The 13,710-nt window shown below is 64.6% G+C and carries 7 protein-coding genes; 3 read left to right on the top strand and 4 right to left on the bottom strand.

All coding sequences use genetic code 11. From position 1 onward, the window contains the following. The first annotated feature begins 325 nt into the window (after positions 1-325). The 3 genes from ACLB0R_RS09570 (at position 326) to ACLB0R_RS09560 (ending at position 9,189) form a co-directional block, all read left to right on the top strand. Positions 326-7,096, top strand: coding sequence for a putative Ig domain-containing protein (locus ACLB0R_RS09570; RefSeq protein WP_416643908.1), 6,771 nt, complete (start codon positions 326-328; stop codon positions 7,094-7,096). Positions 7,097-7,237: 141 nt separating this feature from the next. Next, the gene (locus ACLB0R_RS09565) at positions 7,238-8,164 is read left to right on the top strand and encodes an ATP-grasp domain-containing protein (RefSeq protein WP_416643909.1); all 927 of its coding nucleotides are present in this window, start codon (positions 7,238-7,240) and stop codon (positions 8,162-8,164) included. Then, positions 8,161-9,189, top strand: a complete 1,029-nt coding sequence (locus ACLB0R_RS09560) for an LLM class flavin-dependent oxidoreductase (protein WP_416643910.1) — start codon at positions 8,161-8,163, stop codon at positions 9,187-9,189. Before ACLB0R_RS09565 ends, ACLB0R_RS09560 begins: the two co-directional genes overlap by 4 nt. A gap of 31 nt (positions 9,190-9,220) precedes the next feature. On the opposite strand, the gene ACLB0R_RS09555 is transcribed toward ACLB0R_RS09560, so the two are convergent. From ACLB0R_RS09555 to ACLB0R_RS09540, 4 genes are all read right to left on the bottom strand, one after another. Further along, the gene (locus ACLB0R_RS09555) at positions 9,221-9,727 is read right to left on the bottom strand and encodes a BLUF domain-containing protein (RefSeq protein WP_416643911.1); all 507 of its coding nucleotides are present in this window, start codon (positions 9,725-9,727) and stop codon (positions 9,221-9,223) included. Beyond that, positions 9,724-10,161, bottom strand: coding sequence for a BLUF domain-containing protein (locus ACLB0R_RS09550; protein ID WP_416643912.1), 438 nt, complete (start codon positions 10,159-10,161; stop codon positions 9,724-9,726). Before ACLB0R_RS09550 ends, ACLB0R_RS09555 begins: the two co-directional genes overlap by 4 nt. 115 nt (positions 10,162-10,276) lie before the next feature. Beyond that, entirely contained in the window at positions 10,277-12,337 is a 2,061-nt protein-coding gene (locus ACLB0R_RS09545; RefSeq protein ID WP_416643913.1) for an NAD(+) synthase, read from the bottom strand. Positions 12,338-12,385: 48 nt separating this feature from the next. Continuing rightward, positions 12,386-13,690 (bottom strand): NRAMP family divalent metal transporter, encoded by a 1,305-nt coding sequence (locus ACLB0R_RS09540; RefSeq protein WP_416643914.1) that lies wholly within the window; start codon positions 13,688-13,690, stop codon positions 12,386-12,388. Between the last annotated feature and the right edge of the window lie 20 nt (positions 13,691-13,710).

Genomic DNA, 13,710 nt, shown 5'->3' with positions numbered 1-13,710 from the left:
AGGCGATACGTACACCGTAACGTATCAAGTTACGGCGGGTCATGGCTCGTTAAGTCTAAGTTTCGATCTCTGAAGCTCTTCGGGAAGCGTAAATTTTGCGGAAAGTACTACATACTCCACAGACAATCCTAATGGCAATGACCAATCGACTTCGTCGACCATTCATACTATCAGCCATACTGTTGATGCGAACGATAATGCAGATTACACTAATGGCCAGTATGGAATAATTATACTCCAGGCTGGGTATGTCACCCCCTCAAGCGGGACCATCAAAGTCCTGTCGGCAACGTGTAACCCGTACGCTCCCGTCCTCGGCGTCACCATGACGCACAGCGGCAACGGCACGCAGGGCCAGACGCTCGCCTACACGATCACCCCGAGCGCGACGACTACCAACACTTCGGCAGACGTGTTCGCCGATTTCACGCTGCCGCCCGGCATGACGTTCAGCAGTTTCAGCGGCACGGGCTGGACGTGTAACGGAACAGTCGGCAACAACACATTCCGATGCGGCACGATCTATACTTTCGGGCCGAGCAACCCAGGACCACCACTAACGCTCATCACCGCGATTGCGGCCAATGCGGCGACATCGCTGACGCCGAGCGTCATATTGTCAGGCGGGGGAGCCTCTGCAACCGCCAGCGCGTCCAGCCCGACGACGGTCAATCAGGTGGCCGCGTCTGTCACCATCAATGCCGGCAATAACCAGTCGGCCAATATCAATACCGCCTTTACCATGCCCTTCCAGGTGACCGTGAAGGATGCCGGCGGCGTGGCGATCCCAAGCACGTCGGTTACGTTCACGGCGCCCGCGTCCGGCGCGAGCGGTACGTTCGCGACGGGTGGCACGAACAGCCAGACGGTGACCGCCAACGGCTCGGGCGTTGCGACCGCCAGCACCTTTACCGCCAACGGGACGGGGGGGAGCTACAATGTCTCGGCGACATCGGGTTCTGCGTCGGCCAACTTCAGCGTGACCAATATCGCAGCGCCGACGGTCACCACTAATCCGACCAACCAGTCGGTCAATGAGGGATCGACCGCGACGTTCACGGCGGCTGCTTCGGGCTCGCCGACGCCGACGGTGCAGTGGCAGCAATCCACCAATGGCGGCTCGACCTTCACTGATATTAGCGGCGCGACATCAACGACACTGACGTTGAACAGCGTCAGCTATTCGCAAAACAACTATCAATACCGCGCGGTCTTCACCAACAGTGCCAACAGCGCGACGACAACGGCAGCGACGCTGACGGTCAACCGCGTTGCCGATCTTGCCATCACCAAGACGGACGGCGTCACCTCGGTCAGTGCTGGTGGATCAACAACCTACACCATCACCGCGTCGAACAGCGGGCCGAGCAACGCATCGGGCGCCACCGTCGCCGATACGCTGCCGGGCTCGATCAGCTCGGCATCATGGACATGCGTCGGTGCGGGCGGCGGAACTTGTAATGCGTCAGGCACCGGCAATATCAACGAGTCCGTCAATCTGCCGAGCGGTGGTTCGGTGACGTTTACGGTCGCGGCGCAGATCTCGTCATCGGCGACGGGCACCTTGTCCAACACGGCGACCGTCACGGCACCGTCCGGAGTGACTGACAACAATTCGAGCAACAATTCGGCGACGGATAGCGATTCGATCACCGCCACGACCACCACGACGGTTAGCTCGGGCCAGGCGACCCAGGCCGTCAGCGGCTCTGTGACCTTCACCGCGACGATTTCGGGCAGCCCGACCGGTGGCACGGTCGCGTTCCGTAGCGGCGGTACCAACATTTCGACCTGCGCCACGCAATCGGTGACCGGGGGCACCGCGACCTGCACGACGTCTTTCGCCACCGCGGGCACCTATTCGATCAGTGCGGTCTATTCCGGGACGAGCGGCTATGCCGGATCGACGTCGAGCACGATCTCGCAATATGTGGTCGCGCCGCCGACCGTTTCGGCTGCATTTGGTGCCAGTTCTATCACGACGGCTCAGTCGACTACGCTTACCGTGACGATTACCAACCCGTCAGCAAATACCGTGCCCCTCAATACGGTGACGTTTGCTGGGATGCTGAATGGCCTGACTGGCATTTCTCTGGGCTCGGGTACCTGCAGCCCCGTCGGGTTTAGCGGTCCATTCAACGTCGCCGGCGCGACAATCAATGCCAACAGCAGCTGCACGATCGTCATCAATATACCGAGCGGGCAATCGCCTGGCACTTATAACTACACCCCATCGGCCGCCTCTGCGGCGGGCGCGAATGGTCAAGCGCTGAGTCTGACGGGTGTCGGTGGAAGCCAAGTGACATTGTCAGTCACTCCCCCGACGCTGTCGATCAGCAACGTGTCGCACAACGAGGGTAATTCGGGTACGACGAGCTTTGATTTTACCGTGTCGCTCAGCACGCCGGCTGGCGCTGGCGGCGTGACCTTCGACATCGCGACTGCAGACGGCACCGCGACGACGGCTCACAACGACTATATCGCCAAATCCCTGACCGCGCAGACGATCCCTGCCGGGCAGAGCAGCTATACATTCTCGGTCTTGGTCGTTGGCAACACGATCGTCGAGCCCGACAAGACCTTCACGGTGAACGTCAGCAACGTGAGTGGCGCGACGGCCAGCGGGTCCGGCACCGGCACGATCGTCAATGACGATTTTGCGCCGACGGTTACCTCGGTTTCGCCGACGTCCGGGCCCGGCAATGGCAACACGTCGGTGACGATCACCGGCACGGCTTTGTCCGGCGCGACCGGCGTGACGTTTGGCGGCACGGCTGCGACGGGGCTCACCGCCAACACCGCAACCTCGATCACCGTGACCGCGCCGAGCGGGACGGGAACGGTCGATGTGGTGGTGACGACGCCGAGCGGATCGAGCGCGATCACAGCGGCTGACCACTACAGCTATGTCGCCGGGCCCTCGACCACTCAGGCGATTGCGTCAGTGACGGGCGTTGCGGGCACCAACTTGTCGGTGACCCCGGTTACTTCGACCGGCGGCTATGGCAGCGTGAGCTATGCGTTGTCGGGCGGTTCGTTGCCTACCGGGCTGAGCTTCAACACGTCCACCGGGGTGCTGTCCGGCACGCCGACGGTGACGTTCACGAGCACCGTCTTCACGGTCACCGCAACCGATGCCGCGTCGCAATCGAGCAGCAAGACGTTCAACCTGACGGTATCGGCGCCGACGATCGCGCTTTCGCCGGCGTCGCTGACGGCGGCGACCGTCGGGGTCGCGACCAGCCAGACGGTTAGCGCGAGCGGCGGCAATGGGAGCTATAGCTATTCGATCACGGCCGGCGCATTGCCGGCAGGCATGTCGCTGTCGAGCAGCGGCACCGTGTCGGGCACGCCGACCGCAGGGGGTACGTTCAACTTCACCATTACCGCGACCGACGGCAATCATTTTGCTGGCGCGCAGGCCTATTCGCTGACGGTCAACGCACCGACGATCGTTGTAGCGCCATCGACGCTGGCGACGAGCCTCGCGGTCGGCACGGCGGTGAACCAGACGTTCACGGCGTCCGGTGGCACCGCGCCCTTTAGCTACCGGGTAACCAGCGGCGCGCTGCCGGCAGGTCTGACACTCTCGACCGCAGGGGTGCTAACGGGCGCACCGACGGCGCAGGGGAGCTACAATTTCACGGTGACGGCAACAGACAGTTCGACCGGCACTGGCCCGTATACCGGCTCGCAAGCCTATTCGGTATCGACGAACAAGGGCGACCAGACAATCAGCTTTACCTCGACCGCGCCTGCCAGTGCGGCGGTTGGCGGCGCAAGCTATACCGTCACGGCGACCGCGACTTCGGGGCTGACCGTGGCCTTCACGCTGGATGGTGCCAGCACCGGCTGTTCGCTGTCGGGCAGCACGGTGACGTTCACCTCGACCGGGACCTGCCGGATCGATGCCAACCAGGCGGGTGACGGCAACTGGAACGCTGCGCCGCAACTGCAGCAGAGCTTTGCGGTCGGCGCGGCGCAAGCGATCGGCGCATCGGTCAGCTTCGCCGCGAACCCGCTCAACGCCGGCGCCACCGGCACTGTGACGATCAGCTTCACCAACGGCAACGCATCGACCGCACCGCTGTTCTCGACGCTGCTCACTTCACCGAGCAACCTAACCCGCGTCATCGGCGCCCCCGGGGGGACCTGTGCCGTGGGCTCGGCCAGCATCCCGACGCAAACCACGATTCAGCTTACCAATGTGACGGTGCCGTCGGGTGGCTGCACGATCACGTTCAACTATACAGGCACGACCGCTGGCAGTTTGTCGGGCTTCACGCTCAGCGGCTTCACGCCGACCGGCTATCCGGCAACACCGGGTGTGAGCAGCAGCAGCGTTGCGGTGCTGCCGACGGTGACCGCGATCAACCCGACTTCGGGCCGTCCCAGCCAGACGGTAACGCTGACCGGTACCGGCTTCGACACCACCGTCGCCAACAACATCGTGCGCTTCGGCAGCACGACGGCGACGGTGACCGCAGCCACCGCGACGACGCTCACCGTAACCGCGCCCTCGGCCGGATCGGGCACGGTGTCGGTGACGGCCACGGTCAATGGCCAGACCTCGCCGGGCGGGGTAAACTTCACCTTCATCGACACGCCGATTGCGGCGGACAAGACGGGCGTTACGGTTGCGTATAACAGCGCCGGCACGGCGATCGATCTCTCGGGCTCGATCACCGGTGGACCACATAGCAGCATTGCCGTGGGGACAGCGCCGCAGCACGGCACCACGGCAATCGCGGGCGATGTGGTGACCTACACGCCGACCGCCGGCTATTATGGCACCGATAGCTTCACCTATAGCGCGTCGGGCACCGGCGGCACGTCGAACACGGCGACGGTCAGCCTAACGGTGGCGACGCCGCCAGCGCCGACGGCGAGCGACAGGACCGGCGTCAGCATCGGGTATAACAGCACCGGCACGGCGATCGATCTGTCGGGCAATGTGAGCGGCGTCTATGCGTCGATCGCGATCGGCACGGCACCCGCGCATGGCACGGCAACGATCAGCGGCTCGACCGTCACCTATACGCCGGCCGCCAATTACTTCGGGGCGGACAGCTTCACCTACACGGCAACCGGCCCAGGCGGGATCTCGGGCACAGCGACGGTGTCGTTGACGGTCGCAACCCCGCCCGCGCCGGTTGCGCAGCCGACGAGCACGACGTTGACCTCGTCGGCGACGGTTGTTGGCGGTGGGAGTGTTGATGTTGACCTGTCGTCGTTGGTGACGGGTGTATATGGGACGATCCAGATCAGCACGCCGCCGACGAATGGCACGGTGACGCTTAATCTGCCGACCGGCGCTGTGCCGGGGACGCAGACGAGCCAGGCAGTGCCGCGGATCACCGCGACCTACCGCGCCAATGCGGGCTTTTATGGCCGTGACACCTTCCAGTTCGTCGCGGTGGGGCCGGGCGGCACCTCGGCGCCGGCGACCGTTACGATCACGGTGACCGGCCGTCCGCCGACGATCCAGCCCAAGACGGCCAATACCGGCGACAACCAGGGCGTCGATGTCGACCTAACGGCGGGCGCGACCGACGGGCCGTTCACGACAGCGGCGATCGTATCGGTGACGCCGTCGGGCCAGGCGACCGCGCAGCTGGTCGAGAGCGGGGCGGTGGGCAACCATCTCTACCATCTGACCGTCACGCCGGCGGCGCATTACAGCGGCACGGTGGTGGTGACCTATACGGTCAGCAACCAGTTCGGTGCGTCGCAGCCGGCAACGGTGACGGTGACGGTGACGGCGCGGCCCGATCCGACGCTCAACCCGGACATCCAGGCGATCAGCGATGCCCAGGCGGAAGCGGCGCGCGATCTGGCGCGCGCGCAGATCCAGAACTTCATGCGCCGCGCCGAAGCGCTCCACCATGGCGGCGGCAGTGCGCATAATGTCCAGGGCATCCAGCTTGTCTCGCTCAATGGCGGCCGGGTCGAGCTTGCCAATAACCAGCGCTTCCCGAGCAACGATCCGCGCGCGCTGGCTGACCGCAACGACAATGGCATCAGCTGGCGGGGTCCACAGGGTGATGGCTTGCGGTTCGGCCGCGGGCTGGGCGGTGGCGGCGTCAGCACGCTGGGCATCAGCGATGACGATCCGTCGCAGGGCTTTGCCGGCAGCGGCACAGGCTCCGGCTCGGGCCTGGGTGCGCGCGGCGGCATCGGCCAGCGCGGTGCGGGCGGCACGGTGGGCAATGCCCCCGCGCTGGGTGCCAAGGCTGATGGCGGCGGCAATGGCGAGCGGCAGGTCGGCTCGCTGGTGATCTGGTCGGGCGGCTCGATCGGGATCGGCACGCGGGACCGTGAAACCGGTCGCGACAAGATCACGATCAGCACCGCCGGTCTGTCATCGGGCATCGACGTCAAGCTCGCGCCCAATGCGACCGTCGGTATCGGCGGCGGCTATGGCGCCGAGACCAACAAGATCGGTGGCGATACGGGGCATGTCCGCACGCAGAGCACAGTGGTCGCGGCTTATGGCAGCGTGTCGCCGTTCCCCGACACGTTCCTCGACGTGACGGTGGGCTATGGCAGCCTCGACTTCGCGACCCGGCGACTGGTGCGCGAGAACGGGTTGACCGCACTCGGCAGCCGCTCGGGCAATATGTGGTTCGGCGCGGCAGCACTCGGCATCGATCGCACGTCGAAGGTGATCGACTGGTCGGGCTATGGCCGCCTGGAGTGGATCGACGGGACGCTCAACCCTTATGCGGAAACCGGCGCCGATCGGTATAATCTGCGCTTCCTGTCGCGCTCGCTGGTATCGGTGACGAGCGTGCTCGGCGGCAAGATCAGCTACACCGCAACCTGGGGCGGGATCACCGCGACCCCGCGCCTGCGCGGCGAGTGGCGGCATGAGTTCCAGGACGGTTCGATCCAGGCGCTCGATTATGCCGATGTCTCGGGCCCGGCGTTCTACGCGCTCAACCCGATCGGCTGGACCCGCGACCAGTATCAGCTGGGCCTGGGCTCGCGGTTCGGGTTCGGCAATGGCTGGGCGTTCGACATCGAAATGGACTTCAGCGGCGCCCAAAATACCCGCACCGGCACCCTGCGCGCGTCGATCAGTAAGAAACTCTGATCGGCGCGCCGCAAGGCGCTCGCGGAACATGGGGCGGTGGGAGGCTGGGAATGGCCAGCTTTGGTGCGATGATGCGCAAGCCCCTTCACAGCGCCGGGGCTTGCGCGTAACCAACGCGCTTCGTCCTACGAATGAGCGCCAATGCCCGATCTAGCTATTTTCTATGAGCACCCGCAATGGTTTGAACCGCTGTTCGCGGCACTCGACCGGCGCGGTATCGATTATATCCGCTTGCCCATTGCCGGCCACAGCTTCGATCCCGCCGGATCGCCGCCGCCAGCGCCGGTGGTGTTCAACCGGCTGGCGATGTCGAGCTTCCTGCGCTCGGCCGAGCATGCGATTTTCTACGCGCCGGCCTTGTTCGCGCATTGGGCGGGGCAGGGCGCGCGGGTCATCAACGGGGCCGATGTGCTCGCGGTCGATGCCAACAAGGCGCGACAGCTGGCGTTGATCGCTGCGCTGGGGTTGGCGGTGCCGGCAACACGCGTGGTGCATCGCGCCGAGGATATTCCCGGCGCGGCGCAAGAGCTGCGCTTCCCGATCGTGGTCAAAGCCAATATCGGCGGCGCCGGCGCGGGCATCATGCGCTACGAAACGGCGGAGGAACTCGCGCTCGCGGTCGCCGACAAATTCCTGCCGACCAGCATCGACGGCGTGCTGCTGGTCCAGGAATATGTGCCGGCGCGCGGTGGCCGCATCACCCGTATCGAGACGCTGGCGGGCCGTTATCTCTACGCGATCGACATCGATGGCGGCGGCCAGTTCGATCTTTGCCCCGCCGACGCCTGCCTTGCGGACGGCAAGCCGATCACCATGACCAAGGCCGATCCCGCGCCCGAGTTGATCGACGCTGCCGAGCGGATCGCCCAGGCGGCCGGGCTCGATATTGGCGGGGTTGAAGTGATGATCGACGATCGCGACGACGTGCCCCGTTTTTACGATATCAACGGATTGTCGAATTTCGTCGCCAAGCCGCTCGAGGTGCTGGGTTGGGACCCGCATGAGCAACTGGTCGACTATCTGGAACAGGAAATCGCGCGCGCCGCGCGCCAGGGAGAGTTTGCATGAGGTTCGGCTATTGGATGCCGGTGTTTGGCGGCTGGCTGCGCAATGTGCCCGATGAGGGCATGGCGGCGAGCTGGGCCTATAGCCGTGACTTGACGGTGAATGCCGAGCGCTGGGGCTATGACCTGACGCTGATCGCCGAGCTCAACATGAATGACATCAAGGGTGTCGGCGCGCCGACGCTCGATGCGTGGTCGACAGCGGCGGCGCTGGCGGCAGTGACCGAGACGATCGAGCTGATGGTCGCGGTGCGCCCCAATTTCCACCAGCCGGCTTTGTTCGCCAAGGCGGCCGCGAACATCGATCAGATCGCCGGCGGGCGCCTTGCGCTCAACGTCGTGTCGTCCTGGTGGGCGGACGAGGCGCGGCGCTATGGCCTGCAATTCGACCAGCATGACGATCGCTATGCCCGCACGTCGGAATGGCTGAAGGTCGTTGAGGGGTTGTGGAGCGAGGAGGAATTCACTTTCTCCGGGCAATTCTACCAGACCGACCACGCGGTCTGCTCGCCCAAGCCGGCGCGCAAGCCCGTTACTTACGCGGGCGGCGAGAGCCCGGCGGCGAAAGCGCTGATCGCCGAACAATGCGATGCCTATGTGATGCACGGCGATCCCGTCGAGGCGATCGCGCCCAAGATTGCCGATATGGCCGCCCGGCGCGAGGCGCTGGGCAAGCCGCCGATGCACTATGGCATGGCTGCCTATGCCATCGTCCGCGACAGCGAGGCTGAGGCGCAGCGTGAATTGGCGCGCATCACCGAGGTGAAGGAACTGCCCGCTGGTTACGCCAATTTCGACCAATGGCTGTCGGGCACGCAGCTCGAACGCGAGATGAAGATCCAGGAATATGCCGTCTCCAACCGCGGCTTGCGCCCCAATCTGGTCGGCACGCCCGAGCAGTTGCGCGAGCGGATCGAGGAATATGAAGCAGCTGGCCTTGACCTGCTGCTGCTCCAGATGAGCCCGCAGGCCGAGGAAATGGAGCGCTTTGCCGCGCAAGTGATGAGGCGGGAGAAGGTGGCGGCTTAGGCGGCCACTCCTCCGCTGCAACCGCCGCTCGTCACGCGCTCAACGACAGCGCGGTGGCCTCTCCGGGGTCGTCGCCAACGAAGCTCAGGATCAAGTCGATCAGATAGCCGGCTTCGTCGGCATTTTCCGCCGAGATTTCGGCGAGATCATGCCCGTGCAGGGCTCGGCTTACCCAGCGCGATGGTCCCACATAAGCCAGCGGCCAGTTGGCGAAGCGCCGTCGCACCAGGGGGCGCCGCTCCAGCAAGCGAACATTTTCGTGGCGCGGGTCGGCGCGCACGCGGCTGAACATGCGCTCGACGTCGCTGCTGTCCCCCTCGAGCAGATGGACGAATGCGCCATCGCACAGCAGCAACGCGCCGGTCAGGCTGAGCTCGATGTTATTGCGCCGCCACAGCCGCAGCATATCGTCCAGCACCACGTAATCGCGATTTTCGACGGCAGCAAAGCGGCAATCGCTGACCGCGATCGTGAATTCCTGGTTGGCGATGTTCGTCGACCGGCGGCGCTTGCCGATCGGCGTTACCGAGGCGTTCATGCCGCCAAGGCCGCGCGATGCTCGCCGCGCGCGATGTCGACCATGAAATCAATGATCGTCTCGTCGCGCAGCACGACATCCTTGCCCGCGAGCGGTGATTGATTGAAGCGCTGGCGGATGGCGGGCGCGTCGCCGACAAAGCCCATCGACCATTCCGGGAAAAGCCGCGCCGGATTGGTCGTGTCGACCAGCAGCTCAACTCCTTCGTGCCGCGCATCCTGAGCAATGCGATTATACGTCGCGTAGACTGCGTTGCGATCGCCTTCCAGAATCTGGACGAACCAATCCTCGTTGAACAGGAGCGCGCCGGTTACACCGACTTCCGGGTTGCGCCGGCGGGCAGTCGCCAGCATGCGATCGACCTCAACCAGATAGTCACGGACTGGGCCGGTGAAGACGGGAATGCTGCGATACGCGATGCAATGGACGGTCATGTCTATGTTCCCCGCAATTGATCATCGCGGAATGCGCCAACATCACTAATGAGGTGTCGCTGAACGGGGTTAATGACCGGTCAGTCTTACTCAATATGAGGATTGATCTTGCTCGTCAGACCGGCAGGTTCGCCTTCAACTCATCGAGCCAAGGCTGCGCGGTGCCGTCCGATGGTGCGCGCCAGTCGCCGCGCGGCGAAAGGGCGCCGCCGGCGGATACCTTTGGCCCATTGGGCAAGGCGGAGCGTTTGAACTGGCTGGTCGCGAAGAAGCGCGTGACGAAGACCTCCAGCCATTTGGCGATCGTCGGCAAATCATAAGCCTTGCGGGCGGCTAGGGGATAGCCAGCCGGCCATTCACTGGCTTCGGCGTCTTTCCAGGCATGCCAGGCGAGGAACGCGACCTTTGACGGAGCCAGCCCCCAACGCGCGACCAAATTCACGAAGAAATCGTGGAGCTCATACGGCCCGATGATGCTCTCGGTCGATTGTACGGCACCGCCATCCGCTGGCACCAGCTCCGGGGAAATCTCGGTATCGAGGATCGCCTGCAGCACATGGTCGGTCTCGGCATCGAACGCGTCCGAGGCAATCGTCCAGCGGATGAGATACTGGATGAGCGTCTTGGGAACGCCGGCGTTGACGCCGTAATGGCTCATATGGTCGCCGACGCCATAAGTGGCCCAGCCCAAGGCAAGCTCGGACAAGTCGCCCGTGCCGACGACCATGCCTTCATGGCGATTGGCGAGGCGGAACAGATAGTCGGTGCGCAGGCCCGCCTGCACATTTTCGAAGGTGATGTCGTAGCGTTTCTCGCCGCGCGCCACGGGATGGTCGATGTCGCGCAGCATCTGCTCGGCGGCCGGGCGGATATCGATTTCGTCGCCGGTCACGCCGAGCGCGCGCATCAGCCGCCAGGCATTGCCGCGCGTCATGTCGCTCGTCGCGAAACCGGGCATGGTGTAGCCGAGGATGTCGGTGCGCGGTCGCTTGAGCCGGTCCATCGCCTTGCTCGCGACGATGAGCGCATGCGTCGAGTCGAGCCCGCCCGACACGCCAATGACCAGTCGTTTAACCCCGCTCGCGGCAATCCGCTGCAGCAGCGCCTCGACCTGGATGTTGAAAGCCTCGTAGCAATCGGCGTCGAGCCGCTCGGGATTGCTCGGCACGAAAGGGAAGCGACTGACGCTCCGGCGCAGGCCGATATCGGCGAAATCGGGCTTGTGCTCGAAGGCGATGCGGCGGAAGCGCTGTTCAGGATGGCCGGCAAAGGCGGCGGCGTCGTTAAAGGTGCCGTTGCGCATCCGCTCCTGGATCAAGCGACCGGCATCGACATCGGCGACGATCATGTTCGCCTCGCAGCGGAAGCGCTGCGATTCGGCGAGCAGCTGGCCGTTCTCGTGGATCAGGCTCTGGCCGTCCCACACCAGATCGGTGGTACTCTCGCCGGGGCCGCTCGCCGAGAACAAATAGGCCGAGATCGTACGCTCGGACTGAGCGGCGGCGAGCGAGGCGCGGGCGCGACCCTTGCCGATCAGGCTGGGCGAGGCGGAGAGGTTGCAGAGGATGACCGCGCCCGCCAGCGCACCGTCGATCGAGGGCGGGGTCGGCGACCAGAAATCTTCGCAAATCTCGATATGGAAGATGAAGGGGCCTAGGTCGCCGGCGGCGAAGATGAGGTCGGTGCCGAAAGGCGCGGTTTCGCCGGCGACATCGATGCTCAGGCCACTCAAGCCCTTGCCGCTCGCGAAATAGCGCTTCTCGTAGAATTCGCGATAATTGGGCAGGAAAGTCTTGGGGACCACACCTAGGATGCGCCCGCGCGCGATGGCAAGCGCGCAATTATAGAGCCGCCCGTTGCGCGGCAGCGCGGCGCCGACGACCAGCACCGTCTTCAGCTTGGCGGTGGCTTTCACCACCGACGCGATGGCGGCCTCGGTCGCACGATGCTGCGCTGCCTGCAGGTGGAGATCGTCAATCGCGTAGGACGAGAGGTTGAGCTCCGGAAAGACCATCAGGTCGGCGCCAACGGCATGCGCTTGCTTGGCGAGCTCGATCGTCTCGGCTGCGTTCGCCGCCGGATCGGCGACGGTGCCCCGTGGTGTGGCAGCTGCCACGCGGACGAGTCCGTGGCGGTGGATCGAGTAAAAGGGGTGCGGTTTAGTGAGGCGCGGCATGGCGCCAGCCTCTAGCGCCAATGCTCGGCGATTGCCATGCGCGCGTCGCTACGCTGAAAACCAGAAGAAAATCACCGTTGCCGCCAGCATCACCAACGTTGCGATCCAGCCAAGCACCGTCGTCCGCCAGCCGATAATCAGCCGGCCCATCGCCCGGCCGTTGCGGGCGATCAGCATCATCACCACCATCAGCGGCACGGCGAGCACGCCGTTGACGACGGCAGCCCAATAGAGCGCGCGCACCGGATCGATGCCGATATTGTCGAGCAAGGCACCCGCCAGCGTCGTTACCGCTATCGTCGCGTAGAACAGCCGGGCATCGTGGAGCTTGGCGTTGAGGCTGCCGGCGAGGCCGACCATCTCGGTGACGGCATAGGCCGCCGAGCCCGCCAGCACCGGTACCGCCAGCATCCCCGTGCCGATAATGCCGAGCGCGAACAGGGCGAAGGCGAATTGCCCGGCGATCGGCCGCAGTGCCTCGGCAGCTTGGGATGAGGTCGCAATGTCGGTCATGCCATGCGCGTTCAGCGTCGCGGCCGTCGCGAAGATGATCGACAGCGCGACGAGATTGCTGAACACCATGCCGACGAGCGTATCGGTCTTGATCCGGCGGAACTCGGCTTCCGCATCGCCCGGTGCGATGCACAGGGGTTTTGCATAGCGGCGGTGCTGTTCCTCGATTTCCTGCGCGGCTTGCCAGAAGAAGAGATATGGACTGATCGTGGTGCCCAGGATCGCGACGAGCGACGTCGCATAGGCTTGCGTCCATTGCGTGCCGGGGACGACCAGCGAGCGCAATGCGAGCGGCCAGGGCACGCCGGCGACTGCCACCACCGCGACATAAGCGAACAGCGACAGCGTCGTCCATTTGAGGATCGCCGCATAGCGCGGATAGCTCAACGTGATTTCGAGCACCACGCATAAGATGCCGAAGCCGATGGTGTAGTAAGTGGCGTTGCCGCCGACGAGCAGCTTGAGCGCCGCGCCCATCGCGCTCAGATCGGCGCCGAGATTGACGACATTGGCGAGCAGCAGCAGCGTCACCATCGCGAAGAGCAACGGGCGGGGATAATGGCGGCGCAGGTTCTGCGCGATGCCGGCGCCCGTCACGCGACCGATTTCGGCGGAGATTTGCTGGATGACGACCATCAGCGGGGTGCTGAGAAACAACGCCCAGGCGAGACCATAGCCGAATTGCGCGCCGACCTGACTGTAGGTGCCGATGCCGCTGGGATCGTCATCCGCTGCGCCGGTAACGAGGCCGGGGCCGAGCCTGGCGAGAAATCCCCGACGCTCCTGCGCGGCAGGTTCGGCCTCGGGTGTGGGTGGCTTGGGCTGCGTAGGTTCGGCCACTCGCTGCTCCCGTACAAGCT

Source organism: Sphingomonas sp. GlSt437, from assembly GCF_048015635.2.
GTDB lineage: Bacteria > Pseudomonadota > Alphaproteobacteria > Sphingomonadales > Sphingomonadaceae > Sphingomonas.
The sequence above is the reverse complement of the archived record's forward strand: the minus strand, read 5'-3'. Positions and strand labels throughout refer to the sequence as shown.

Bases quoted from the DNA above. Each gene is read 5' to 3' on its own strand.
- ACLB0R_RS09570 (WP_416643908.1), top strand. From the start codon at position 326: ATGACGCACAGCGGCAACGGCACGCAGGGCCAGACGCTCGCCTACACG.
- ACLB0R_RS09565 (WP_416643909.1), top strand. From the start codon at position 7,238: ATGCCCGATCTAGCTATTTTCTATGAGCACCCGCAATGGTTTGAACCG.
- ACLB0R_RS09560 (WP_416643910.1), top strand. From the start codon at position 8,161: ATGAGGTTCGGCTATTGGATGCCGGTGTTTGGCGGCTGGCTGCGCAAT.
- ACLB0R_RS09555 (WP_416643911.1), bottom strand. From the start codon at position 9,727: ATGAACGCCTCGGTAACGCCGATCGGCAAGCGCCGCCGGTCGACGAAC.
- ACLB0R_RS09550 (WP_416643912.1), bottom strand. From the start codon at position 10,161: ATGACCGTCCATTGCATCGCGTATCGCAGCATTCCCGTCTTCACCGGC.
- ACLB0R_RS09545 (WP_416643913.1), bottom strand. From the start codon at position 12,337: ATGCCGCGCCTCACTAAACCGCACCCCTTTTACTCGATCCACCGCCAC.